24 protein-coding genes are annotated in these 26,034 nt (G+C 52.2%); 14 read left to right on the top strand and 10 right to left on the bottom strand.

From position 1 onward, the window contains the following. The first annotated feature begins 151 nt into the window (after positions 1-151). Entirely contained in the window at positions 152-343 is a 192-nt protein-coding gene (locus tag CKQ54_RS12125) for a chemotaxis protein (protein WP_120161821.1), read from the top strand. Positions 344-457: 114 nt separating this feature from the next. Here the strand turns inward: CKQ54_RS12125 and CKQ54_RS12120 are convergent, their stop codons facing one another. The 6 genes from CKQ54_RS12120 to pspA all read right to left on the bottom strand — a co-directional run bounded on the left by CKQ54_RS12120 (position 458) and on the right by pspA (position 4,590). Then, the gene (locus CKQ54_RS12120) at positions 458-1,525 is read right to left on the bottom strand and encodes a YcjF family protein (protein ID WP_120161820.1); all 1,068 of its coding nucleotides are present in this window, start codon (positions 1,523-1,525) and stop codon (positions 458-460) included. Beyond that, the gene (locus tag CKQ54_RS12115) at positions 1,522-2,919 is read right to left on the bottom strand and encodes a YcjX family GTP-binding protein (RefSeq protein ID WP_120161819.1); all 1,398 of its coding nucleotides are present in this window, start codon (positions 2,917-2,919) and stop codon (positions 1,522-1,524) included. The genes CKQ54_RS12120 and CKQ54_RS12115 overlap by 4 nt, the downstream gene beginning before the upstream one ends. After that, positions 2,900-3,145 (bottom strand): phage shock protein PspD, encoded by a 246-nt coding sequence (locus tag CKQ54_RS12110; RefSeq protein ID WP_120161818.1) that lies wholly within the window; start codon positions 3,143-3,145, stop codon positions 2,900-2,902. Before CKQ54_RS12110 ends, CKQ54_RS12115 begins: the two co-directional genes overlap by 20 nt. A gap of 97 nt (positions 3,146-3,242) precedes the next feature. Further along, on the bottom strand, positions 3,243-3,602 hold the full coding sequence (gene pspC / locus CKQ54_RS12105; protein WP_120161817.1) for an envelope stress response membrane protein PspC: 360 nt from the start codon (positions 3,600-3,602) through the stop codon (positions 3,243-3,245). After that, positions 3,602-3,829 carry an envelope stress response membrane protein PspB gene (pspB, locus tag CKQ54_RS12100; RefSeq protein ID WP_013576050.1) on the bottom strand — a complete coding sequence of 76 codons (228 nt, stop codon included), beginning with the start codon at positions 3,827-3,829 and terminating at the stop codon, positions 3,602-3,604. The genes pspC and pspB overlap by 1 nt, the downstream gene beginning before the upstream one ends. Before the next feature lie 89 nt (positions 3,830-3,918). Next, a complete protein-coding gene (pspA, locus tag CKQ54_RS12095; protein ID WP_112287897.1) occupies positions 3,919-4,590 on the bottom strand; it encodes a phage shock protein PspA in 672 nt (223 codons plus the stop codon). Between the two features lie 233 nt (positions 4,591-4,823). Here pspA and pspF point away from each other — a divergent pair, with 233 nt between their 5' ends. Then, on the top strand, positions 4,824-5,831 hold the full coding sequence (pspF, locus tag CKQ54_RS12090; RefSeq protein WP_120161816.1) for a phage shock protein operon transcriptional activator: 1,008 nt from the start codon (positions 4,824-4,826) through the stop codon (positions 5,829-5,831). A 221-nt stretch (positions 5,832-6,052) separates the two neighbouring features. Here pspF and zigA read toward each other — a convergent pair whose 3' ends face one another. Continuing rightward, the gene (zigA, locus tag CKQ54_RS12085; protein WP_120161815.1) at positions 6,053-7,240 is read right to left on the bottom strand and encodes a zinc metallochaperone GTPase ZigA; all 1,188 of its coding nucleotides are present in this window, start codon (positions 7,238-7,240) and stop codon (positions 6,053-6,055) included. Between the two features lie 237 nt (positions 7,241-7,477). Between zigA and sapA the strand changes: the two genes are divergently transcribed. The 7 genes from sapA (at position 7,478) to dtpA (ending at position 16,370) form a co-directional block, all read left to right on the top strand. Further along, entirely contained in the window at positions 7,478-9,175 is a 1,698-nt protein-coding gene (gene sapA / locus CKQ54_RS12080) for an ABC transporter substrate-binding protein SapA (protein ID WP_120161814.1), read from the top strand. Then, positions 9,172-10,137, top strand: coding sequence for a putrescine export ABC transporter permease SapB (gene sapB, locus CKQ54_RS12075; protein WP_120161813.1), 966 nt, complete (start codon positions 9,172-9,174; stop codon positions 10,135-10,137). The genes sapA and sapB overlap by 4 nt, the downstream gene beginning before the upstream one ends. Next, positions 10,124-11,014, top strand: a complete 891-nt coding sequence (sapC, locus tag CKQ54_RS12070; protein ID WP_112287903.1) for a putrescine export ABC transporter permease SapC — start codon at positions 10,124-10,126, stop codon at positions 11,012-11,014. The genes sapB and sapC overlap by 14 nt, the downstream gene beginning before the upstream one ends. Further along, entirely contained in the window at positions 11,014-12,006 is a 993-nt protein-coding gene (sapD, locus tag CKQ54_RS12065; RefSeq protein ID WP_120161812.1) for a putrescine export ABC transporter ATP-binding protein SapD, read from the top strand. Before sapC ends, sapD begins: the two co-directional genes overlap by 1 nt. Further along, positions 12,006-12,815: a putrescine export ABC transporter ATP-binding protein SapF gene (gene sapF, locus CKQ54_RS12060; RefSeq protein WP_112287907.1), complete on the top strand. Its 810-nt coding sequence runs from the start codon at positions 12,006-12,008 to the stop codon at positions 12,813-12,815. The genes sapD and sapF overlap by 1 nt, the downstream gene beginning before the upstream one ends. A 253-nt stretch (positions 12,816-13,068) precedes the next feature. Beyond that, positions 13,069-14,271, top strand: coding sequence for a CMD domain-containing protein (locus tag CKQ54_RS12055; RefSeq protein ID WP_120161811.1), 1,203 nt, complete (start codon positions 13,069-13,071; stop codon positions 14,269-14,271). A gap of 584 nt (positions 14,272-14,855) precedes the next feature. Then, the gene (gene dtpA, locus CKQ54_RS12050) at positions 14,856-16,370 is read left to right on the top strand and encodes a dipeptide/tripeptide permease DtpA (RefSeq protein ID WP_112287910.1); all 1,515 of its coding nucleotides are present in this window, start codon (positions 14,856-14,858) and stop codon (positions 16,368-16,370) included. Between the two features lie 135 nt (positions 16,371-16,505). Here dtpA and CKQ54_RS12045 read toward each other — a convergent pair whose 3' ends face one another. Beyond that, positions 16,506-18,401 (bottom strand): diguanylate cyclase domain-containing protein, encoded by a 1,896-nt coding sequence (locus CKQ54_RS12045; RefSeq protein ID WP_120161810.1) that lies wholly within the window; start codon positions 18,399-18,401, stop codon positions 16,506-16,508. A 164-nt stretch (positions 18,402-18,565) separates the two neighbouring features. Next, the gene (locus tag CKQ54_RS12040) at positions 18,566-19,597 is read right to left on the bottom strand and encodes a helix-turn-helix domain-containing protein (RefSeq protein WP_120161809.1); all 1,032 of its coding nucleotides are present in this window, start codon (positions 19,595-19,597) and stop codon (positions 18,566-18,568) included. Between the two features lie 303 nt (positions 19,598-19,900). On the opposite strand from CKQ54_RS12040, the gene CKQ54_RS12035 reads away from it, so the two are divergent. From CKQ54_RS12035 to gstA, 5 genes are all read left to right on the top strand, one after another. Next, positions 19,901-20,170, top strand: a complete 270-nt coding sequence (locus tag CKQ54_RS12035; RefSeq protein ID WP_112287915.1) for a hypothetical protein — start codon at positions 19,901-19,903, stop codon at positions 20,168-20,170. A 264-nt stretch (positions 20,171-20,434) separates the two neighbouring features. Next, entirely contained in the window at positions 20,435-21,445 is a 1,011-nt protein-coding gene (locus tag CKQ54_RS12030) for a diguanylate cyclase (protein ID WP_167459634.1), read from the top strand. A 189-nt stretch (positions 21,446-21,634) separates the two neighbouring features. Further along, positions 21,635-23,308: a putative bifunctional diguanylate cyclase/phosphodiesterase gene (locus CKQ54_RS12025; RefSeq protein ID WP_120161807.1), complete on the top strand. Its 1,674-nt coding sequence runs from the start codon at positions 21,635-21,637 to the stop codon at positions 23,306-23,308. Positions 23,309-23,432: 124 nt separating this feature from the next. Further along, complete coding sequence (gene dapA, locus CKQ54_RS12020; protein ID WP_120161806.1) at positions 23,433-24,299, top strand: 4-hydroxy-tetrahydrodipicolinate synthase; 867 nt, start codon at positions 23,433-23,435, stop codon at positions 24,297-24,299. A 173-nt stretch (positions 24,300-24,472) separates the two neighbouring features. Beyond that, positions 24,473-25,078 (top strand): glutathione transferase GstA, encoded by a 606-nt coding sequence (gene gstA / locus CKQ54_RS12015; protein ID WP_112287921.1) that lies wholly within the window; start codon positions 24,473-24,475, stop codon positions 25,076-25,078. Positions 25,079-25,168: 90 nt separating this feature from the next. Here gstA and pdxY read toward each other — a convergent pair whose 3' ends face one another. After that, complete coding sequence (gene pdxY / locus CKQ54_RS12010; RefSeq protein ID WP_120161805.1) at positions 25,169-26,029, bottom strand: pyridoxal kinase PdxY; 861 nt, start codon at positions 26,027-26,029, stop codon at positions 25,169-25,171. Between the last annotated feature and the right edge of the window lie 5 nt (positions 26,030-26,034).

Below are 26,034 nucleotides of genomic sequence, written 5' to 3'. Positions count from 1 at the left end.
ATTATTCCTAGTCAAATTCCGCCGCCAGTGCTCTAGGCTTAATCCCTGTGAAGACATTGCGTAGAAATTATCTCCATAGCATTACTCAATGTTTTCATCGCCCCCGGTTTTTTAGGGGACTTGCTTTAACAGATTAAAAGGAAGGCCTAAGATGAAACAATTAACAGAACATGATATTGAAATGGTTAATGGTGCAGGTTGGTCGGAAGATGTGAATAAAGTTGCCGATCGCCTATCAAACTTTGGTCAGGACGCGGTAAGTGACACCAGTAATGCGGTGAACAAAGCGTATACACAAATTTCCGATGGTCTTGCTAAAGCACAGAACTATCTGACAACCTAGTTTATAAATAGCTTTCGCTTTAAAGAAAGTGGTTTTATAAGCAACTCAGTCAGAGTAATACAAGCCCCTGCTCACGCGGGGGCTTTTTTTATCATTGGAAAATATCAGTGAGAATCAAACACCCGCTTTCGTTTTATCGCTCTTCACCATGCTGTTTTTCAACTTGCCGATAAGCTCACGGCGAAAATCACCCAGTTTTGGCTTATCGCCATCCAGCCAGGGTAATGGACGGCAGAGTTCCATGGTTTTGATACCCAGACGGGCAGTCAGCAATCCGGCACCAATACCTTGTGCCGCACGGGCTGAAAGACGCGCCGCCAGATCCTGCGACATCCAGTCCATACCGACTTCACGCACCAGCTCGGACGCGCCGGCAAATGCCATATTCAGCAGCACCAGGCGGAACAAACGGATGCGGCTGTAATAACCCAGTTCAATGCCGTACAGCACGGCGATGCGGTTGACCAGACGCAGATTGCGCCAGGCGATAAAGGCCATATCCACCAGCGCCAGCGGGCTGACGGCGATCATCAGCGCCGATTCGGCTGCCGAATGGCTGATTTCACGCCGTGCCTGTGCGTCGAGCACCGGCTGAACTAATCGCGCGTAAAGCTCGACCACCTCACGGTCATTCTGCGTTTCGTGCAATGACGCCTTCCAGCGTTGTAACGCCGGATGGCTGTTATCCAGTCCGGCCTGCGCTGCCAGTTTTTCGCAAAATGCGCGCCCCTGCCCTAAACCATGACTGTGCATTAATTCACGTGCCTCATCACGCTCATCGGCGCGCTGACGCAGGCGGTACAAGCGCCGCCATTCGGTAGCCACCGAACCGACACCGGCGAGGATAATCAGCCCGACCGCCGTGCATGCGCCGAGTGCCACCCAGTCCTGCTGGATCCACGCCTCGTGAACCCATTGCACGCCCTGCGCGACCACGCTGATCCCCAGCACCGCCACGCCCAACCGCACAATTTTACCCCACAAACTGCGGCGCGGTTTCAGCGCACGGTTAAGCACCGCTTCGGCTTCGCCTTCTTCCTGCTGTTCGTCGGTTTCAGCAGTGACCGGAATAAAACGTTCTGAAATCTGTTCGTCAAACGCCAGTGCCGGTTTGATTACCGGATCGGCCGGGGCTTTTAATTCCGTTTCAAAATCGATACGCGGTCTTATTGGTTCGCTCATCGCATTTTATCTCCCAGTAAAAACTCCATCACCGCGTCCAGACGGATGTGCGACAACGGCGTATCCACGCTCATTTCACGCGGACGAAATTCGTCAAAATGGAATCCCTGTTTTTGCCAGAACGCATGTCCCGGCAGACGCGCAGGCACCTCGCCGGGGAACACCGTCAGCGGCGCGCCATCCTGCAACCGGTGGCCTTTCAGCGCGGGCAAGCTTTGCCCCTGATATTCCACCATGCCAGTTTCCGTCGCCTGAACCGACGCCAGACCGGCGCAGTCCATGCTGATGCCTTCGAAAGCGGCGTTCTGCCAGGCTTCCTGCACCAGTTGCTGCAACAGAGACACCAGACTGGCGTGCTGATCGCCGGTGATGTGGTCGGCTTTAGTGGCGGCAAACATCAGTTTGTCGATGCACGGATTAAACAAACGGCGGAACAACGTGCGTTTGCCGTAATGGAAACTTTGCATCAGTTGCGTCAGCGCGAGGCGCATATCGTTGAAAGCCTGCGGACCGCTGTTGAGCGGTTGCAGACAATCCACCAGCACAATCTGGCGGTCAAATTTCACAAAGTGATCTTTGTAAAAACCCTTCACGATGTGCTGGCAGTAATAGTCGAAACGCGCACGCAGCATACCGAGATTGCTGGTTTTATCCGCCTGCGCCAGTTGCGCATCGGAATAGCGGTTTAGCTCCGGCCACGGGAAGAATTGCAGCGCGGGCGCACCGGCCATATCTCCCGGCAGAACAAAACGTCCCGGCTGGATAAAGTGCAAACCTTCGGTTTTGCAGCGCACCAGATAATCGGTGTAGGCCTGTGAAATCATGCCCAGCAGATTTTCATCCGCCGGTGCCAGCGGATCGCATTGTTCGCACAGCGTCAGCCACGGCTTCGCCCATTCTGCACGATCACCCTGCAAAAGCCCCGCCATCTGGCGTGACCAGTCGAGATAGTTTTGTTCCAGCATCGGCAAATCCAGCAGCCATTCACCGGGATAATCCACAATCTCCAGATACAACGTGGAGGTATCTTTGAAGTGACGCAGCAGGGAATCGTTGGAACGGTAACGCAATGCCAGGCGAATTTCGCTGACACCACGGGTTGGCGTTGGCCACGCGGGTGGCGTGCCATAAAGCGACGCAAGCCCTTCATCATAGGCAAAGCGCGACACGCCCAGATCACGCTGGGGAACGCGCTTCACGCCGAGCAGACGTTCCTCACGGGCAGCCGAAAACAGCGGTAAACGTGCGCCGCTGTGCATATGTAAAAGCTGGTTAACGAAGGCGGTGATGAAAGCGGTTTTTCCGCTGCGGCTTAAACCGGTGACGGCCAGCCGCAGATGCCTGTCCATGCCGCGATTGATCAGTGAATTAAACTCATCTTGTAGTCTTTTCATTGCTCTCCCTGGCGTAGCGCCCAAACAGCGCGGTAAGAATACGTTTGAATAACGGTTCTAATAATAGTGCTAAAACATACCGAAGTGGCCCTTTTCCCACCACGCCCAGCACGCGTGCTGCCAGTCCGGCAGGACCGAAAGTGAGCGCCAGCGTCAACGCGATGTTCAGTATTTTCGAAAACAGGCTGCGCTTACCCGGCAGCGAGGAATTCAGGTAACGGGTCATAAAGATTCCTTAAGCGGGAGGTGAGAAAGAAAATAGCAGCCGGAGCAACGTCCGGCAGCCAGAGGCAAAGTGGTTGATAAGAATTGCAGGTAAAGAATTAAAGCTGACGGAACCGGCTGCGTACGCCAAAAGTTTCCGAGGTGACGTAGCGCTCTACCTGACGTAAACGCTGTTCGCTGGCCTTCAGTTCGCGGTCAGCTTCTTCCAGCAAGTTACGCGGCGAGGGTGCATTTTCATCTTCATATTCGCTGGCCGGTACCGGATCCAGCACGTAGCTGAGAATAATGTACGCCACGACGGTGAACATGAATAAACCGAAGAAAATCGACAGCACGGCCATGATTCGCAGCAGTTTTACCGGCACGCCCAGATAGTGCGCCAGCCCGGCCAGTACGCCTTTAATCACGCCCTCTTCCGGCACGCGATAGAGTTTTTTCTCAGACAGACGGGTCGCCATTATGATTGCCTCCAGCCCGGATGTTCGGCGTCGAGAATTTCTTCCAGCGCCTGAATACGTTCGCGCATACGTTGCGCTTCATGGGTCAGACTGGTGAGATTTTGCATCTCATGCTGACTAAGCTGACTGCCATTTTGCTGGCGATTGCTGTAGTGAAGCCACAACCAGACGGGCGCCACGAATAAAACAAAAATGGTCAGCGGAATAGCTAAAAACAGGAAGCTCATTGTCTCTCCTTATGAGTCTTTTTTATTACCGGTTACGGCGTTTATCCTGCAACAACCTGCCTGCGAACAGGCAGGTTTAATGGCAAACATTATGCGTCCTGGTTGCCGTTCATTTTAGCTTTCAGGGCAGCAATCTGTGCGCTAATTTCATCGTCAGCTTTCAGTTCAGCAAATTGCTGATCCAGCGATTTCTTTTTGCCAATGCTGACGCTTTCAGCTTCCGCTTCCATATGGTCGATGCGGCGTTCGAACTGCTCAAAACGCGCCATCGCTTCATCAATTTTACCGCTGTCGAGCTGACGACGAACGTCACGTGAAGAGGCCGCAGCCTGATGACGTAAGGTCAGCGCCTGCTGACGCGCACGGGTTTCGGTCAGTTTGCTTTCCAGCTCGCCAATTTCTGACTTCATACGATCCAGCGTTTCTTCTACGACAGTCACTTCGTTTTTCAGCGTAGTCACCAGCTCGGACAGTTTTTGCTTTTCAATCAGCGCCGCACGGGCAAGATCGTCTTTATCTTTGCGCAGCGCCAGTTCGGCTTTGTCCTGCCATTCATTTTGCTGGGCTTCACCCTGATCGATACGACGGATCAGCTGTTTCTTTTCTGCCAGCGCACGGGCGGAGGTCGAACGCAGTTCCACCAGCGTGTCTTCCATTTCCTGAATCATCAGACGAACCAGTTTTTGCGGATCTTCAGCTTTATCCAGCAAAGTGTTGATGTTGGCGTTAATGATGTCAGCGAAGCGAGAAAAAATACCCATAATCGAAATTCCTCTTTGTTTCTGTTTGGTTTCCGGCCAAATGATTACCGGTCAAATCCGCAGAAAACTTTTCAACTGCGGCGATAAACCTATATCAGGATCCGTGCCAACTTTTTAAAAACATTATCTCTCTGAATAAATTGAATTTTTTAATTGCGTCTCTGCTATGCTTGTTTTTAGAGATGATTATTTTCACTAAGAGTTAGTGTGTTTCACCACACAAGGAATGCCAAATGACGGATAACACAGACAATTTGCTCGGCGAAGCCAACGCCTTTATTGAAGTGCTGGAACAGGTCTCACAACTGGCGAAGCTGAACAAGCCGGTGCTGGTCACCGGCGAACGCGGCAGTGGTAAAGAACTGATCGCGCACCGTCTGCATTATCTGTCGCCCCGCTGGCAGGGGCCGTTTATTTCGCTCAACTGTGCGGCGCTCAATGAAAACCTGCTCGATTCCGAGCTGTTCGGCCACGAAGCGGGCGCATTTACCGGCGCGCAGAAACGCCACCTCGGGCGGTTTGAACGTGCGGACGGCGGCACGTTATTTCTCGATGAACTGGCGACCGCGCCAATGCTGGTGCAGGAAAAACTGCTGCGCGTGATTGAATACGGCCATCTGGAGCGCGTCGGCGGCAGCCAGCCGTTGCAGGTGGATGTGCGTCTGGTGTGCGCAACTAACGATGATTTACCGCAACTGGCGGCAGAAGGTAAGTTCCGCGCCGACCTGCTCGACCGGCTGGCATTTGATGTGGTGCAGTTGCCGCCGCTGCGCGAACGTCAGCAGGACATCATGTTGCTGGCGGAACATTTCGCCATTCAAATGTGCCGGGAACTTTCGCTGCCTTTATTCCCCGGGTTTACGGAATATGCGCGTGAGACGCTGATGGCCTACCGCTGGCCGGGCAATATCCGCGAGCTGAAAAACGTCGTCGAACGCTCGATGTACCGCCATGGCACCAGCGATTTTCCGCTCGATAACATTATCCTGAATCCGTTTGCACAGCGCACTTCTGCTACGGAGCCCGCAGATACCCGTCAGCACGACAATCTGCCGGCGTTACCGTTAGATCTCAAACAGTGGGTGACGGAGCAGGAAAAAAATCTGATTGAACAGGCTTTACGGCAGGCGCGGTTTAATCAGCGCAAGGCAGCCGAGCTGCTGAACGTGACGTATCATCAGTTGCGCGGGATGTTAAAGAAGCATGGGATACAGGTGAACGCGCAGGAAGTCCCTGAATGACAGGCAAAAAAAAAGCCAGCACCCGAGCTGGCTAAGTAATACTGGAAGCAATGTGAGCAATGTCGTACCTCGCGATTAGCGCCCTAACGGGTCGCCTCTCGTCCGGTGAAAAGAATGATAATGGTTCTCAGTATCGTCTGTAAAGCACTTTGTTGAGAATATTTCTCATTACCACAATGACGTTATGGCTACTTATTGAACACCCTTAACGTCATTAAGGACTACCATTCTGGGAATGGATCGGCCATCGCCACCCAGCTTTCGATGCCTTCCGCCATCTGTTCTTCGCTTAACAGGCACGCATCCAGGCGCCGTATAATCTCTTCTTTATTCAGATGCTGACCGATAAATACCAGCTCCTGACGCATATCGCCGAACGGCTCCACCCATTTTTCCATAATATGTTCGCGGGTCTCCTCGTCCTGAGGCCAGTCACTTTCCGGCAGCGCCCGCCAGAAAATCCCCGCCATACCATAACGCGCAATTCCGCCCGCCTGACTCCATTGCCCGGCAAAACGCGGACGCGTCGCCAGCCAGAAGAAACCTTTCGACCGCAGTAAAGTGCCGCCGCCCCAGTCGCCATGCACCACGCGGTAAAACTTATCCGGATCAAACGGCCTGCGCGCGGTGTAGACAAAGCTGCTGATGCCGTACTCTTCGGTTTCCGGTATGTGCTCGCCACGCAGCTCTTTCAGCCATCCCGGCGCAAGTTGCGCCTTAGCAAAATCAAAACGGTGCGTATTCAGCACGGCATCAACCGGCAGGCTGCCGGGACAAATCGGGATGATATGCGCATCGGGGTTCAGACTCCGCAGCAGCGCAATCACTTCGCGCTGCTGCTGGCTGTCGAGCAGATCGGTTTTGCTGACCAGCAGTACATTACAGAATTCAATCTGGTCGATGAGTAAATCCGTCACGCTGCGCGTATCGTCATCACCCAGACTTTCACCGGCTTCCTGCACGCTGCGCGCTTCCTGATATTGCTGCATAAAGTTGACGCCATCCACTACGGTCACCAGCGTATCGAGGCGCGCAAACTGCGACAGGCTTTCGCCATTTTCATCCTCAAAGGTGAAGGTTTCTGCCACCGGCAGCGGTTCCGAAATCCCGCTTGATTCAATCAGCAGATAATCAAAACGTCCGGCCTGCGCCAGCTCACGCACGGAAATCAGCAAATCTTCCCGCAGAGTGCAGCAGATGCAACCGTTGCTCATTTCCACCAGTTTTTCCTGCTGGCGGTCGAGGGTAATTTCACTGGCCACCAGCGCGGCGTCAATGTTCACCTCGCTCATGTCATTGACGATCACCGCCACGCGTAATCCCTGGCGGTTATTCAGAATATGGTTGAGAACGGTCGTTTTACCGGCGCCGAGAAAGCCGGACAACACGGTAACGGGGAGTAAGGACATCGTTAACCTCTTTTCGAAGGACAGTGCAGGAATACTTCGCCTGCGATTATTGTTATAATATAACATAACAATGGCAATCCAAATTCAAGGGTTTTATTTTCAACGCCACTTTTTTGTCGAAAACGAACGGTTTTTGCGCGAAGTGCCGCAGGACTACACGCTGATTTGCTCAATGGATTGGGGTACCTCGCAGAGTACGGTACACTTAGGCTATTGCACCTTAACTTTGAAGCCTTTATGCGTCGTCTAACTTTGTGGATGCTTTTACTGAGCGGCTTGTCCACAGCAGTTTTTGCTGAGACTGCCCCAACACACGCCAGCCCGACGGCAGTCACTGCGCCGGTGAAAGATATTCGCCAGAGCGGCTTTGTCTATTGCGTGAATGGCATGGTCAATACCTTTAACCCGCAAAAAGCCAGCAGCGGGCTGATTATCGACACACTTGCCGCGCAGTTATATGACCGTCTGCTGGACGTTGACCCGTATACCTATCGCCTGATCCCCGAACTGGCGCAAAGCTGGGAAGTGCTGGATGACGGTGCGACCTACCGTTTCCATTTGCGCAAAGACGTGCCTTTCCAGAAAACCGGCTGGTTTACGCCGTCGCGCAAAATGAACGCTGACGACGTGTTATTCAGCTTCCAGCGCATCGTGGATCCGAAAAATCACTATCACGCGGTGAACGGCGAGGAATATCCGTATTTCGACAGCCTGCAATTTGCCCGCGCAGTGAAAAGCATCAAAAAACTCGACGACTACACGGTCGAGTTTCGTCTCAATAATCCTGACGCTTCTTTCCTCTGGCATCTTGCAACGCACTACGCGCCGGTGCTTTCGGCGGAATATGCGGCGAATCTCACCAAATCCGGTAATGAAGAAGAAATTGATCGCCAGCCGGTAGGCACAGGCCCGTTCCAGCTGGGGGAATACCGCACGGGTCAGTACGTGCGTCTGGCACGTAACGGGCAATACTGGAAAGGCACGCCGCGTATGTCGCAGGTGGTGATTGATATGGGCGTCGGCGGCACCGGACGTTTGTCAAAATTACTGACCGGCGAATGTGATGTGCTGGCGTATCCTGCGGCCAGCCAGCTGTCGATTTTGCGTGAAGATCCGCGTTTGCGTCTTTCCCTGCGTCCGGGTATGAACGTCGCGTATCTGGCCTTCAATACCAATAAAGCGCCGCTTAACGATCCGCGTATCCGCCAGGCGGTTGCGCTGTCTATCAATAATCAGCGTCTGATGCAGTCGATTTATTACGGCACGGCAGAAACCGCCGCATCGATTTTGCCGCGTGCGTCGTGGGCTTATGACAGCAATGCTCAGGTCACGGAATACAATCCTGAAAAAGCGAAGCAAATACTGAAAGATCTCGGTCAGGAGAAACTCAATCTGCATTTGTGGGTACCGACTGCGTCCCAGTCATTTAACCCAAGTCCGCTAAAAACTGCCGAACTGATCCAGGCCGATTTAGCGCAGGTCGGGATTAAAGTGACCATTGTGCCGGTCGAAGGGCGTTTCCAGGAAGCGAAGCTGATGGAAATGAACCACGATTTGACGCTCACAGGCTGGTCAACAGACAGTAACGATCCCGACAGTTTCTTCCGCCCGATGCTCAGTTGTGCGGCGATCCACTCGCAGACAAACTATGCTCACTGGTGTAACCCTGAATTTGATGAATTGCTGCGTCAGGGGCTTTTGTCACAGCAACTTTCACAGCGCATTGAGTTTTATCAGCAGGCGCAAAAAATCCTTGAGCAGCAACTGCCGGTGTTGCCGCTGGCCTCTTCCCTGCGGCTTCAGGCTTACCGTTACGACATCAAAGGACTGGTACTGAGCCCGTTTGGCAACTCCTCGTTTGCTGGCGTATTCCGTGAAGATGAGAAAAGCCGCGAGGATGAAAAAAGTCGTGATGAAGGAAGGAAAGCCCCATGATTATCTTCACGTTACGTCGCATATTGCTGCTGATCGCCACGCTGTTCTTACTCAGCCTGGTGGCGTTCAGCCTGAGCTATTTTACGCCCAACGCGCCGTTGCGCGGTGCGTCATTATGGGATGCTTACCGTTTCTATTTTATGGGCATCTGCCAGTTTGATTTTGGCGTGTCGAGTATTAACGGCGAAAGTATTACCTATCAGCTCAAAGCCGTATTCCCGGCGACCATGGAACTGTGCGTGCTGGCTTTTGCGCTGGCGTTAATAGTGGGAATTCCGCTGGGTATTCTGGCGGGTGTCATGCGCGGGAAATGGCCGGATGTGGCGATCAGCAGCCTTGCCCTGCTCGGCTTTTCCATTCCGGTATTCTGGCTGGCCGTATTGCTGATGCTGTTCTTCTCGATGCAACTCGGCTGGTTGCCGGTATCCGGTCGCCTTGATTTACTCTATCAGCTGAAAACCGTTACCGGCCTGACGCTGGTGGATGCGTGGCTGTCAGATTCACCTTATCGCCATGAGATGATCATGAGTGCCATCCGCCATATGATTTTGCCGATTGCTGCGCTGGCCGTTGCGCCGACGACGGAAGTTATCCGTCTGATGCGAATTTCCACCGACGATGTGCTGGCGAAAAACTACGTGAAAGCCGCCGCCACGCGCGGTTTGTCACGGTTTACGATTATCCGCCGTCATGTACTGCACAACGCGCTGCCGCCAATCATTCCTAAGCTCGGTCTGCAATTTTCAACCATGCTGACGCTGGCGATGATCACTGAAGTGGTCTTTAACTGGCCGGGGATTGGCCGCTGGCTGATTAATGCTATCCGCCAGCAGGACTACGCCGCGATTTCCGCAGGCGTGATGGTGGTCGGATCGCTGGTGATTGTGGTTAACGTGCTTTCTGACATTCTCGGTGCATTGATGAATCCATTGAAACATAAGGAATGGTATGCCCTTCGATAATGTATACCGCGAAAAACAAGTACCCAGTCCGCTGCGCCACACGTGGGGGATTTTCTATCGCGACACGCTGTCAATGATCGGCTTTTATGGCGTGCTCGGATTGTTGTTTTTGTGTATTTTCGGCCATCTGCTGGCGCCTTACGCGCTCGACCAGCAATTTCTCGGCTACCAGTTGCTGCCGCCTTCATGGTCGCGCTACGGCAACGTGTCATTCTTCCTCGGCACGGACGATCTGGGGCGAGATTTACTCAGCCGGATGTTAACAGGTGCGGCACCGACTATCGGTGGTGCGCTGGTGATTACCCTCGCGGCCTCGCTGTGTGGCGTTATTATTGGCGTGCTGGCGGGGATCACCCGCGGGCTGAAATCAGCCATTCTTAACCATATTCTGGATACGCTGCTTTCGATCCCTTCCCTGCTGCTGGCGATTGTAGTGGTGGCCTTTATCGGCCCGAAACTCGAGCACGCGATGCTGGCCGTCTGGCTGGCGCTGTTGCCACGCATTTCACGCACCATTTACAGCGCGGTACATGACGAGCTGGAAAAAGAATATGTGGTTGCGGTACGTCTTGACGGCGCATCGACGTGGCAGATTCTGCGTTATGCCGTATTGCCCAATATTGTGGCGGTGCTGGCAACGGAATTTACCCGCGCCTTGTCGATGGCGATTCTGGATATCGCCGCGTTAGGCTTTCTGGATTTGGGCGCACAATTACCTTCTCCGGAATGGGGAGCGATGCTCGGCGATTCACTTGAACTGGTGTATGTCGCGCCGTGGACCGTCATGCTGCCGGGTGCCGCCATTCTCATCAGCGTGTTGCTGATCAACCTGCTGGGTGACGGTGTGCGTCGGGCGATTAATGCGGGAGTGGAATAATGCCTTTACTCGATATCCGCAATCTGACCATTGAATTTATGACTGCCGACGGGCCGGTCAAAGCGGTTGACCGCGTCAGCATGACGCTGAATGCCGGTGAAATCCGCGGGCTGGTGGGTGAATCTGGTTCAGGCAAAAGCCTGATTGCCAAAGCTATCTGCGGCGTAACCAAAGATAACTGGCGCGTGACGGCAGACCGTATGCGCTTTGATAACATCGACCTGTTGCAGCTGTCGCCACGCGAGCGCCGCAAACTGGTCGGGCAAAACGTGTCGATGATTTTTCAGGAGCCACAATCCTGTCTCGATCCTTCAGAGAGTATTGGCCGTCAGTTAATTCAGGCGATCCCCGGCTGGACCTATAAAGGCCGCTGGTATCAGCGCTGGAAGTGGCGTAAAAAACGCGCCATTGAGCTGCTGCACCGCGTGGGGATTAAAGATCACAAAGACATTATGGCCAGTTATCCGTACGAACTGACTGAAGGTGAATGCCAGAAAGTGATGATCGCCATCGCCCTGGCGAATCAGCCGCGTTTACTGATTGCCGATGAGCCCACAAATGCCATGGAGCCGACCACACAGGCGCAGATTTTCCGCCTGCTGTCCCGGCTGAATCAGAACAATAACACCACGATTTTGCTGATCAGCCACGACCTGCAAATGATGAGTAAATGGGCGAACCGCATAAACGTGTTGTATTGCGGTCAGACCGTTGAGAGCGCGGTGTGTGAAGAACTGCTGTCTGCACCGCATCATCCTTACACGCAGGCACTGATCCGCGCGATGCCTGATTTTGGCCGTTCCCTGCCACATAAAAGCCGGCTGAATACGCTGCCGGGGGCGATTCCTTCTCTGGAACATCTGCCGATCGGCTGTCGTCTGGGGCCACGCTGCCCTTACGCGCAGAAAAAATGCATCGAAACGCCGCGTCTGCGTCTGGCAAAAACACATGCTTACGCCTGCCACTTCCCGCTGAACATGGAGGAGCAATAATGGGCGAAACCCTGCTCGAAGTCCGTAATCTGAGCAAAACGTTCCGTTATCGCACCGGTTTGTTCCGCAGGATGAATCTGGATGCGGTGAAACCGGTCAGCTTTACCCTGCGTGAAAAACAAACGCTGGCGATCATCGGTGAAAACGGCTCAGGGAAATCGACACTGGCGAAAATGCTCTCCGGCATGGTTGAACCAAGCGGCGGCGAAATTCTGATTGATGATCATCCCCTGGCGTTTCGCGATTACCGTTTCCGCAGCCAGCAAATCCGTATGATTTTTCAGGATCCCAGCACATCGCTCAATCCACGTCAGCGAATTGGTCAGTTGCTCGAAGCGCCATTACGCCTCAACAGTGAAATGGACGCGCAGCAGCGTGAACAACGCATCAACCAGACCCTGCGGCTGGTCGGTATGCTGCCGGACCACGCGAATTATTATCCGCACATGCTGGCGTCCGGTCAGAAGCAGAGCGTTGCCCTGGCGCGCGCACTGATCCTGCAACCCAAAGTGATTGTTGCCGATGAAGCGCTGGCGTCTCTGGATATGTCCATGCGTTCGCAAATCATCAACATGATGCTTGAGCTGCAGGAAAAACAAGGCATCTCATACATCTATGTCACCCAGCACCTTGGCATGATGAAACACATCAGTGATCAGGTTTTGGTGATGCATGAAGGTGAAGTGGTCGAGCGCGGCAATACTGCCGAAGTGCTGGCCGCACCGCTGCATGACCTGACAAAAAGGCTGATCGCCAGTCACTTTGGTGAAGCACTCACGGCAGATGCCTGGCGGCGCGATGGAAATTAGTGCGTAGCAGAAGCAGCGATTAACAGACTGAATACCCAACGGTGCCTTAAACGGGCGCCGTTTTTTATCTTTGCAATCGGGTAAATTGCCGATGAAATTCGCGACCAAACCCGTTCCTCTGGCATATTTGCCGTTTTCTATTCCTTTTAGATATGATTTATCGCTTAACATTATTTTATATCGACAACAGTATCGGCAAGGATAGGGTCTGATAATTTGCCTGGATGCCAGGCTTGAAGCAAAGGACCCGTTCATGGAACAACAACGCAAGGCCGCGCACAGCGGCTGGTATCATGAAACACAATCCAGCCAGTATGGTCACCTGCCGCTTGATCCCCATGCTGCGTTAGTTCAGGATCGCTTTCTGCTCGGGCTGGATAATCAGCTTGATCCGACACTTCGCCAGCTGCTCAACGAACGCCAGAAACTTCTGCGTGCTTCCCGCGCCTGCTACGAGTTGCTTTTCCCGGATAATCTCAGCGTATCGCGTACAGAAACGCTTTCTTTATATGACCGTCTGAGCAGTGCGCTGACCGTTGCGCAGGTGACCGGCGTACAATCACTTTGTAGCCACTACGCCGCCCGCCTCGCCCCGCTCTCCAGCCCTGATGCCTCCCGTGAAAGTAATATCCGCCAGACTCATATCACTCAGTTCGCCCGGTTACTCGCCACTCAGCCTACGCTTATCACGCCGTCCATGCTGGATCAGCTCAGCCACGTCGGATTCAGTACGCGGGATATTGTGACATTTACGCAGCTGATCGGTTTTGTCAGTTATCAGGCGCGAGTGCTGGCCGTTGTGAATGGTCTGCGCGGGCGTGCCGCCGCCGTGCTCCCCGGCTTCCCTGCGCCTGAAGGCTGCGAGCAGAAAGGATTTTCTCTGGCCATGCTGCAATGGAAATCAAGGCTGCCGGAAGTGGCACCAGAAACTGCCAGCAAGCATCAGCAGGATGTTCTGGATTTGATCGCGCCCGATGCGCGGTCTTCATCTTTTTATACGCTGCTGGTGCATGACGCCGACGCGCTGAGTGAATTCTCAGCCGTCTTTAATCACGTGATGCAGGCCGGTGAGCGCCCGAAAGCGGCCTGGCGTGAACTGTCTGCTGTGGCGACCTCGCAGTTAAATGGCTGCCTGTATTGCGCAGGGATCCACGGTCGTCTGTATCTGGAAGCTAACGGCAACAAAGCCATTATCGGTTCCCTGTTCGAAGAAAATCATCGCGACGATGCAGTTGATGCATTGTCGAAAACGCTGTCCGACAGAAAAGAAGCCGCACTGCTGGATGCCGTTATTACGCTGACCCGCACACCGGAACGTTTTGATGCACGCCAGTTGCACGGATTATCAGATGCCGGTTATTCGGCAACACAATCTCTGGATATCCTGCTGACTGCCGCGCTGTTCAGCTGGTCAAACCGTCTGATCCAGACGCTGGGAGATACCCTGAACCGGTAAGCCCAGTCCGCGATTCCCTTCATGCTGTTCCGTTTCAGTCCGGCAGGATTTTCCCCTGCCGGACAAGCCAAATGTAAATACCCCCGCCCCCTAACCGCCACAAGTCGTACTAATCTTATTTTCAATCGGAAATTTAGTGTTAAAACGGGATGCAGATCACACTAGACTATGCATCGTTCTGAATACCTGCGCAGCGTTGTTTTTCCGTTTCATAAAACCCCGTAAATGGCGTCACAATCCAGACGTATTCACTGTTTATTCACCGCTGAATGGGTGAATAATCCAGTTAAGACTTTTTCAGAAAAACAATAACAATTTTAGAATGTGGAATATTATTTATACAACATATTCACATCGTCTATTTAGAAAACATAAACGTTAATTCTGCATAACATTTCGAACACAGTTTAATCAGGCCGGATAAGTTAAATGTAACGGCATATGTCAAACTCCTTGCCTCATTTACGAAGATAGTGAACATTACCAGCCGTCATCCCATCTTATAACAATGCAAAGGGTGCTTATTTCGCGCCACTTATGCGTTTCTGCTCTATCACAGGCAGAAGGAATAAACAGAGGTACGAGTGTCAACTGCAAACAAAACACCCAATAATGAAAGCGTGAGTCTGAACGCCTTCAAACAGCCAAAAGCGTTTTATCTGATCTTCTCCATCGAATTGTGGGAACGTTTCGGTTATTACGGCCTGCAAGGGATCATGGCGGTTTACCTGGTCAAAATGCTTGGCCTGAGTGAAGCTGACTCCATCACCCTGTTCTCCTCTTTCAGTGCGCTGGTTTACGGCTTCGTGGCCATCGGCGGCTGGTTAGGGGATAAAGTTCTGGGCTCAAAACGCGTGATCGTGCTCGGCGCGATAGTTCTGGCGTTAGGTTATTCCTTCGTTGCCTATTCCGGCCACGAAGTGTTCTGGGTTTATCTGGGTATGGCGACTATCGCCGTCGGTAGTGGCTTGTTTAAAGCAAATCCATCCTCATTGCTTTCTACCTGCTACGAAAAAGATGACCCGCGTCTTGATGGCGCTTTTACCATGTATTACATGTCGGTCAATATCGGCTCATTCTTCTCCATGCTGGCAACGCCATGGCTTGCCGCGCAGTATGGCTGGAGCGTCGCGTTCTCTCTGAGCGTAGTCGGTATGCTGATCACCATCGTGAACTTCATGTTCTGCCGCAAATGGGTAAAACGTCAGGGTTCTAAACCAGACTTTGCCCCGCTGCAGTTCAAAAAGCTGCTGATGGTTCTGGTCGGTGTGGTTGCACTGGTCTTCCTGTCCAGCTGGTTGCTGCATAACCAAACTATCGCACGTATGGTTCTGGGCGTGGTTTCTGTGGGTATCATTATTGTCTTTGCGAAAGAAACCTTCTCTATGAAGGGTATTGCCCGTCGTAAGATGATTGTGGCGTTCCTGCTGATGATGGAAGCCGTCGTGTTCTTCGTGCTGTACAGCCAGATGCCGACGTCCCTGAACTTCTTTGCTATTCACAACGTCGGCCATGACCTGCTGGGTATCAGCTTCCAGCCTGAGCAGTTCCAGGCTCTGAACCCGTTCTGGATCATGGTTGCCAGCCCGATTCTGGCCGCTGTTTACACCAAAGTAGGCGACCGTATGCCTATGCCGCACAAGTTTGCCATTGGTATGGTGTTGTGTTCAGGCGCGTTCCTGGTTCTGCCATGGGGTGCAAGTCTGGCTAATGAACAGGGTATCGTTTCTGTTAACTGGCTGGTGCTGAGCTATGCACTGCAAAGTATCGGTGAGCTGATGATTTCCGGTCTGGGTCTGGCGATGGTTGCACAGCTGGTACCGCAGCGTCTGATGGGCTTCATCATGGGCGCATGGTTCCTGACTACCGCAGCAGCGGCGATTATCGCGGGCTATGTGGCGAACCTGACGGCAGTGCCTTCAGACATTGAAGACGCGCACGCCTCTCTGGCAATTTACAGCCACGTGTTCCTGCAGATTGGTATTGCGACCGCTGTGATTGCTGTGCTGATGCTGGTCACTGCATCTAAGCTGCACCGCATGACGCTGGATCGCGACACTGACGAAAAGCAACCTGAACTGGCTTCTGCTGCTCAGTAAACGCAGAACGTCTTTTCGATGGTTGACGAACGCCTCCTCCGGGAGGCGTTTTTTTTGGCCATGTTTTTATGACCGCGCTTTTATGGACAAAAGTTATTCCAGGATTCACCTCAAGATTCACCCGAGCCTCAAGATTCACCCGAGATAGTAACGCCCTTTCCCGCTCTGTTTTGCACGGTACATGGCGGCATCAGCGCGCGCCATCAGCGTATCAGGTAACAACGGCTGACGCGCACGCCCCACCGCCACGCCAATACTGGCTGACAGCGAAACCGGTACCCCGGACACGTGTTCTACACTACGGAAAGCGTTCATCAGACTGATACAAATCCGGCTGACGTCGCTTTCCGTATTCACTAAATGGCCCAGCAGGACGGTAAACTCATCCCCCGCCAGCCGTGCAACCACGTCCTGTGAACGCAGATTATCGCGCAAGGTATGTCCGAAAAACTTCAGGATCAGATCGCCAAATTCGTGCCCGTAGGTGTCGTTGTAAGCTTTAAAGTTATCAATGTCTAAAAAAAGTAAGGCTATGTCTTTGTCTGCTTTTTCTTGTTGTCTGGCCGCATAAATCAGGGATTGCTGGAATGCCCGCCGGTTAGGAAGTCCGGTCAGCGAATCATGATTGGCCTCGAATTCCAGCTGTGCCTGCAGTTCTTTAATCTCGCTGATGTCTGTCGAAAGGCCATAGTAGCCATGACCGCTGTCATCACAGGGGATAAGCGTGGTGTGCAAAACGCCCCCTTTTCCGTTACGGGAATAACCCGGTAACTCAATGTCATAACTGACGGCGACGCCTTGCAACACCTGGCGAATATAGGGCTCGATTTGCTGGTACGTCTCATGCCCCACCAAATCCTTCACCTGCCGCCCACGCACTTTATCTTCGGCCACGCCGTACCAGCTGGCATGAAAGTGGTTCACAAAAATGTATTCTTCATTCGCATCAACATGGCAAATCAGTGCCGGAATGTTGTCGGTAATCGCCCGCAGCCGGTTCTTACTTTCCGTCAGTTCCCGCTCGCGGTTCAGCCGTTGTGCAATTTCCTGATGCAACTGATCCATCGCAACCTGCAGTTCATTGGTGCGGGCAGCCACCCGACGTTCCAGATCGCCCTGCAACGAATACAACGTTTGTTCTATGTTTTTACGCTCAGTGATGTCGCTGATCACCACAATATAGTGGTGCGCCTCGCCGGTTGCGTTACGCACCAGAGAAGCGGTTAGCGTCACCCACAGCGTGCTGCCATTGGATCGCTGAAGCAGTTTCTCTACGCTAAAACTGTTGATTTCACCCGAGAGCAAACGCGGGATCAAAATATTTTCTGCATAGAGATCTTCAGGATGGGTTACGTCATGAAGCAGGCAACTGCGGAGCTGGTATTCGCCATAGCCCAGCATGTTACATACCTGAGGATTAATACGCAGCCAGCGCCAGTCAAGCCCGACCAGAGAAAAACCGACGGCGGCATGAGCAAATGTCTGCTCAAATAAGGCTTCGCTTTTCGCCAGATTATCCTCTACGCGCGCCGTGTACTGCCGGTTTTCCAGATGAAAAATGTAGCTTTGCACCAGCGCGGTCATGTCCAGCAGCGTTTGCCCGTCTTCCTCGCTCCACTCTCTCGTCCGGTCATCAATCAGGCACAGCGCGCCCAGTGCAACGCCCTGCTGGGAATGCAGGGCACAACCGGCATAAAACACGATATGCGGCGCGCCGGTAACCAGGGGATTATCGTGAAACCGCAAATCCAGCCGGGCATCTCTGACAACCAGAGGGCCGGATTCAAGAATGGTATGACCGCAGAATGAGGTATCGCGCGGGGACTGATTAATATCAATGCCGGTATGGGACAAAAACCACTGCCGCTCGGCGTCAATCAGTGAAACAACGACGGCTTTGGCCTGAAACTGGCGCGCAGCCATGCGGGTGATACGGTCGATCTCCTCAATTCTGGGGGAATCTAAGATGCCCAGAGAAGCCAGTATCGCAAGCCGAGCCTGTTCATCAACTGCCTGTTGAGGGACTAACATAATGTACTCTCAGTGATGACGGGTGAATATGTCATCAAGTCTACTGCGTTTAAAAGGAAAACCGGTTCTCATTCCGCCTTTGCCGGGCAAAAATCAGAATAGTGACAGATCACAAAAAACGTATTCAATTAACAGGATTTGCACAAATAGCAGCAAATCAACGGTTAAAGCGAACTTACCCAATTCACGTGCGTGGCATCGACCTGATCAGATTGTTCTGCGTCACGACGGTATTTCTGCCGCATTTCTGACGGCGTGGCGCCATAGAACTCAAGGAAGTAACGGCGGAGCGCACCCGGTTCAAGCCCGCACTGACGGGCGATGACGGCCAGGCTCTGATCAGACATTGATGATGTACGCAGCAAACGTTTTGCGAGTAACAGACGGCGGCTGCGGATGAACTGAGCAATGCCACCCAGTGGCTCAAATAGCCGGTACAAACCCGAGCGCGAGATGGCAAAGTTTTTACACAGCACATCGACACTCACCGGCTGACTGAGGTGTTTTTCGATGTACAGACAAATGCGCTCCAGACGAGCACTTTGCTCAAACGGATGCTCAACTTTCTTGCCCGCAACCAGATGCAGAGTTTGCAGGAAAACAGACGCCGCACCCTCGCCGGTGCTCAGAACCTCCTGATCGGTCATCTGATCAAACACCTGTACCATCGTGGCAAAATGATTGCGCAGAATGATGTTGACCGGCGACGTTGCTGGAATGCGCTTGCCGTGCAGGGACGCGATATCGACATTAAAATGCAGGCTGTGTTTGGGCATAATAATGTACTGGTAGGAGCCAAGACGCGGTTTCTGATCACCCGGATAAACGTGAATTTTGATCGGCTGCGACATATCCTGAATCAGGATATCGCCCTGAGTCAGCGTGAAACGCTCACCAAAACACTGGCATTCCATTCCGCCGATGATAATGATGAAAATGACGATGTGATCGGGCATGGAAAACAGATTGCCATACTGACGGTTAATGTCGTGCTCGCTGACGGTCAGAACGCCGCCGATCACACGCCCGAAATTGTATCCGGTGACACCCCAGTCAAATTCATCCCTGTGACGATCGGGCAGCTCAAGCTTGAAGCCTGCACTGGACATCCCGTCTTCCCATTCATAGAAACGGGTCTCGAAATCCTGATAGATATTGGCACCGTCTACTATCTTTCGTGAAGATGAATCGCTCATTTTCTCACCGAAAATTAAGATAATTCCGAAACGATAATCTACCTCCTACTGATAAATCAATGCGTAGCAGCAATTGGCAATACTTTTTTCCGGGATTCTTATATTTTCGAAGGCGGTATAACTGGCGCAAAGTTTTGTAAAATCAGGGAGTAAAGGTCGCTAATCGGCCAATTGATATGTCAGGTTATCCGCGATAATTATTTTGGGATCGGTTAATATCGTGTTGAAGATCCTCGCTTTCGTGATTTGCTATTCTTAAAAAAACACGATCCATTTTCACCCAACCGTCGCCAGGAAATGCCCATGGAAAAAAGAAAGGTCCTGGATGAAGGACGTCAGCTCAAGCGTATGAATGCGGAAACCCGCAGGCAATCGCACATGCACAAATGGTTTGCCATCGTGGCCGCCCTCGATTGCGTTCTGGTTATTTTTTATGATCAGGACATGCGTAATATCGTTTTCTCAGCCGGCGTTTGCATCGTCTGTACTGTCCTGTGGCTTAAAGGCCGCAAACAATCCCGCAGTTATCGTCGTGAATGGGATCAAAAATTCGGCACTAAAAAACATCCCTGATCGTTTTCCCTGCCCCTTTGTCTCGTTTAAGCATTCCCACCATAAAGAAATTCCTAAATTTGATAAAAGTGTTTCTGTCCTGTGCGGATAATCAGTCAAAATAACCTCAGGCATACCCGCAAATAACAAATTATAAAATTTATGCATCTCGACGTTTACACGTTATTTATATTTGAGCTTTTTATTCTCATCCTGCTCACTGCCGTCATGCTGTTCGCATGGATCGGGGGTCGCAGAGATCCGACACTCGGGCTCACTGCCCTGATGCTGGCATTTTCTACCGCAGGCACTTTGCTCAGCAGTATGCGTTCAGGGGTGAGCGAAATTGTTCCCGTGGTCTTCAGTAACATGATGATTTTGCTCTGTTACGGAATGATGTGGGCCGCATTAAGAATGTTTACTGGCCGCAGGGTATTACTGCCGGTAGTCTTCTCCGGGCCCCTTATCTGGCTCCTGCTCTGTCTGTACCCGGCCTTTTACCACAGTCTGGAGCAGAGGATTTTCCTGACCTCATTGTTAACGGCGGCTTATACCCTGCTGACGACACTGGAGCTTTGGCATGCGCGCAGGCAACTGCATGTGACTTACTGGCCCGCGCTGGGGCTGAGTTTTTTCCACGCCTGTTTCTATCTGGCGCGTCCTTTCTTTGATAACGGCTTGCCGTATGCTGAGATGGCGGGCGGTCATAGCAGCGGTTTCTTCGCTATACTGATTTTTGAAGCGATTTTGTACGCTATCTGCCTGTCTTTCATTATTTTGGCCATGGTGTATGAGCGCGGTCAGCTGGGTTATAAACAGGCCTCGTTGTCTGATCCGCTGACAGGCGTGGGCAACCGCAGGGCGTTTCTTGAGCGCGGTAATGAGCTTATCCGCAAGCGTAAGAACAATACTTTTCCTGTGCAGCTGATTTTATTTGATCTGGATAATTTCAAACGGATCAACGACCAGTATGGCCATGCCGGCGGCGATTCGGCCCTGGTATTCTTTTGCAATGTGGTGAATTCTTCCCTGGAGCAAAAAGATATTTTTGCCCGTATTGGCGGAGAAGAATTTGCCTGCCTGACTACCCGCCCGAGGGAACAGGCAATACGCATGGCAGAGAATATTCGTTCTCAGCTGGCGCAGAATTCGCAGCATAATATTCCTATGACGGTCAGCGTAGGAATGGCTTTTAGTGAACCCGATCAGGACTCAATCTCGCATTTATTAATCCAGGCAGATCATGCTTTGTATCGGGCTAAATCTGCCGGTAAAAACCGCATTGAGCTGAGTTGATCGTTATTCACCCGAACAAAATATCGAATACCTTACTTAGGGCATGATAACCGATTGAATTTTAGAATTTAAAAACAACGGTAATATTCTCATCCAATTGTGAGTAATAATTGCAAAAACAACCTGATGAGTTACCGGCTTAAACATTGCGCCACATCACACTCATATTCTGCTCGGGGTAGTTAATTCATGCTTACTGATATTGCGATATGCCAGGCAGTTCTTGATGCGCTTCCCGAGGCAACGGTGCTGAAAGACGACAGCCGTAAGTTGGTATTTCTCAATCAGAAAGCCAGTGAGTTTTATGGGCGTCCGCGTGAAGAGTTGATTGGTCAGGATGTTTCCTTTTTTACCGAACCCGAACAGGCTGCCCGTCAGCGAGAACGTGATATCGAAGTGCTGGAAACCGGTGAAAAAACAGTTAACGAAGAAACGCTGGTAGATCCTTCAGGAAAGCGGCGCAATGTGCTGGTGCGTAAGTCACGCGTCACGCTTGAGACACGGCATTTTATTCTGACCTCCATTATGGATATCTCCCTGCTGCGCAGTTCCGAAGCACAAATCCGTTATCTTGCCCGCCATGATGTCCTGACCGGTCTGCCTAACCGCACGGCGTTAAGTGAAGAACTCAGCCAGATTGCGGCGCAGCGGATGTATCGCCCTGAACCCTACGCGCTTATCCTGCTTAATCTTAATGATTTCAATTACATCAACGATACCTATGGTTATCAGGCCGGTGATGCGATTTTGTGTGAATTCGGCCAACGGTTGCGTAATGAAGTCGGTAGCAGCGGAACGGTTTCACGCATCGGCGGCGATGAGTTCTCTATTATTTTGCGTAATAATCCGACCAGCGAAATAGCCAACAATCTGGCGCTGGAAATTCTGGTGATGATGCGCCAGCCTTTCACGCTGACGCGCGCTAACCCGATGATGACGATTTCTTTCGGTATCGTGATGTTTGGCGCTGAAAATATTACTGCCGGTGAAATTATGCGCCGCGGGAATACCGCGCTGCTGGAAGCCAAGCAACGCGGCAAGAATATGTTCTCGTTTTATTCTGAATTGCTGGATGCCAGCAGCGTCAGTAAACGCATTATGGTGAAAGCGCTGGCAGAATCGCTGGCCAAAGAAGGCGATCTTTCCTGCGTATATCAGCCGATTTTGCGCAGTCGTGATGAAAAGGTCGTTTGCGTGGAAGCGCTCGCCCGCTGGAATCACGGGGTGCTCGGGCAGGTCTCGCCGGTGCAGTTTATTGCTCTGGCAGAAGAAACCGGACTGGTGATACAGCTCGGAGAAATCGTTCTGCGCCAGGCCTGCCGCGATATTAAGAACTTCGGCCAGTTGAATCTGGCGATTAACGTCTCCGCAGTACAACTGGGAGAACCCGATTTCGGGCCGCGAATTCTGGCCGTTCTTGCAGAAGAGAACTTCCCGCCTTCACGTCTGGAACTCGAGCTGACAGAAACATCAGTGATGAACGCCAATGCCACCAGTCTCAGTCATCTGGCGAAACTGCGCAAAGCCGGTGTGAAAATTTCGCTCGATGATTTCGGTACGGGTTATTCCAGTCTCAGTTTGCTGAAAGATATCTCGGTGGACAGCGTAAAAATCGACCGTTCGTTTGTGCAGTACGTCACAGAAGTGAACGATACCGCCGCCATCGTTTCTGCCGTCTCCCAGCTCGGCAATAAAATGCATCTCAATGTGATCGCCGAAGGTGTGGAAAACCAGCTTCAAAAATCCTTTTTAGTATCAGCGGGTTGCTCGCATCTGCAGGGATATCTTTTCTCAAGGCCGGTACCGGTTGAGGTATTATCAACGTTACTGACGACTGAAATGAATATGTCAGCCAGTATCTGAAACGCTGATACATAAGCTTCATAGATAACTCAAAACACCTTATTAATTCATTCAATTGGCGCTCGTCCCTGTTTTACTGACATGATCCGAGGCTGATAAATCACGCCGTTTAAGGAAATACATCATGTCATCGTTTTCAGGTATCTGGGTCCCGCTGGTCACACCTTTCCATGAGGGTGAGATCGACTTTACTGCACTGAAATCTCTGTGCACCCGGCTGCTCAAACGGGGCGTTGATGGCGTTGTCGTCTGCGGAACCACCGGCGAAGCGCCGATGCTCACCAAAGAAGAACAGCTTCAGGTTCTGGATGCCGTGCTGGAAGTGGTACCCGGCCATCAGATCATTATGGGGCTTTCCGGCACCCACATGCCGGTTATCCGCGAAATGCAGGATGCGATCCTTCAGCGCCCTGTCGCAGGCCTTCTGATCCCCGCACCTTATTATATCCGCCCTTCTCAGGCCGCGCTGGTGGCCTGGTTTACTGAAATTGCCGACCATTCAACGGTGCCGGTGGTGCTTTACAATATTCCTTACCGTACCGGCGTGCAGATGGAGCTGGAAACATTCCGCCAGCTGGCTAAACATCCGCAAATCAGTGCAGTCAAAGATTGCGGCGGCAGCATTGATCTGACGCTTTCACTGCTCGCTGACGGGGAACTGGATGTGCTGTGCGGTGAAGACGTGCAGATTTTCTCGACGCTGAGTCTGGGCGGCGCCGGTGCCATTGCCGCTTCTTCGCATATTTTCCCGGAAGAGTTTGTTCAGCTTATCCGTCAGTTCAAAGCGCAGGATATCGCAGCGGCGCGTAAAACATTTTTCGGCCTGCTGCCAATGATCCGACTGATGTTCTCTGCGCCGAATCCGGCGGCGATTAAATACGCCTTATCGCTCGATGGCCTGATGAAAAATGAGCTGCGTTCACCGATGCTCCCTGCGCCGGAAAATGTTGAAGTGGCCGTCCGTGATTTCCTGAATCAGCATTCGCGTTAAGAGCACAAGGTACAGCAGAATATGAGCAGTCAGGCTCACTGTCACAATTAAAACACTGACATTTGCTCCCGCCGGTTCTAGGATAGAAGCAGTTTTTATATAGCCGAATCGCTGTCCCGTGAAACGCTTGTGTTTTATGGGATCAGGCGGGTTGCTCATCCAATGGAGTGTTTATGAAACTGTATTATAAATCCGGTGCCTGTTCCCTCTCCCCGCACATCGTCCTTCGTGAAGCAGGTCTGGACTTCAGCATTGAAAAAGTTGATCTGGCGACCAAGAAAACCGAAACCGGTGATGACTTCCTCGCAGTGAACCCGAAAGGGCAGATCCCGACACTGTTGCTCAATGATGGCAGCATTCTCACCGAAGGCGTGGCTATCGTGCAGTATCTGGCCGATCAGAAGCCTGATCGTCAGCTGATGCCGGAACAAGGTACGCTGGCTCGCTATCATGCGCTGGAATGGCTGAACTATATTGCGACTGAGCTGCATAAAGGCTTCTCTCCGCTGTTCAATCCAAAAACGCCGGATGATTTCAAAGCCGTGACCCGCGAAGCACTGAGCAAAAAATTTGCTTACGTGAATGAATCACTGAAAGACAATCAGTTCCTGCTGGGTGCCCGTTTCAGCGTGGCGGATGCATATCTGTTCACCGTGATGGGTTGGGCAAAAGCACTGAAGTTTGACCTGAGCGCACTGACCGAACTCAATGCGTATCTGGATCGTGTGGCTGCTCGCCCTGCCGTTGATGCTGCGCTGACGGCGGAAGGCCTGAAGTAATTTCCTGCGCCTGACAGGTCTGTACAGACAGACATAAATAAAAAACGCTCCGGCTCTTAAAGCACGGGGCGTTTTTTATGGCGGTAAAATCTAGAGTTTGACCGCCGGGAAATGGTGCTCTGGTTTGACCATTTTGTCCTGCGCCGCCACGATTTGCAGCTCATACTCACCCATCGCGTGAGTGGTCAGCATCACTTCGTAAACCGCCGCAGTGACGTGTTCCAGCGCTTTATCCAGCGCTTCGCCTTTGAGCAGATTGACCAGCAGCAAACCGCTGGTCAGGTCACCGACACCGACCGGCTGACGCACGCCAAAATCAACCAGCGGGCGGTCGATATGCCAGGCTTCATCCGCGGTTACCAGCAGCATTTCAAAGCGATCGCTGTGATAACCGGCACGGCTTAAATGTTTCACCAGCACAATTTTCGGGCCTTTGCTGATAAGTTCACGCGCCGTCGCCACCGCTTCTTCAACACTTGCCACCGCATGGCCGCTGAGTAATTCCAGCTCCAGCAGGTTCGGGGCAATAATGTCGCAGTTAACCAGCGCCTGATTGCAATGGAACTCGGCAACGCCCGGTGCCACGATACAGCCCTTTTCAGGATGCCCCATGACCGGGTCGCAAAAATACCAGGCATCCGGATTCGCCGCTTTCACCAGGCGGACAATCTCCAGAATGCTCTGTCCCTGCTCCGGCGAGCCTATATAGCCGCTTAGCACCGCATCACAATCCTTCAGACGGTCAATCTCCGCAATCCCCTGCGCGATTTCCGTCAGATGCGTGGCAGGCATCACACAGCCGGTCCAGTGGCCATACTGAGTATGATTGGAGAACTGAACGGTATTCAGCGGCCAAACGTTTGCGCCCATACGACGCATAGGGAATTCCGCCGCGCTGTTACCCGCGTGACCAAAAACCGTGTGTGACTGGATAGAAAGAATGCTTTTCATGAGGA

The organism is Rahnella variigena (assembly GCF_003610915.1).
Classification (GTDB): domain Bacteria; phylum Pseudomonadota; class Gammaproteobacteria; order Enterobacterales; family Enterobacteriaceae; genus Rahnella; species Rahnella variigena.
Note: the sequence above shows the minus strand (reverse complement) of the source record. Positions and strands in the feature narration are given on the sequence as shown.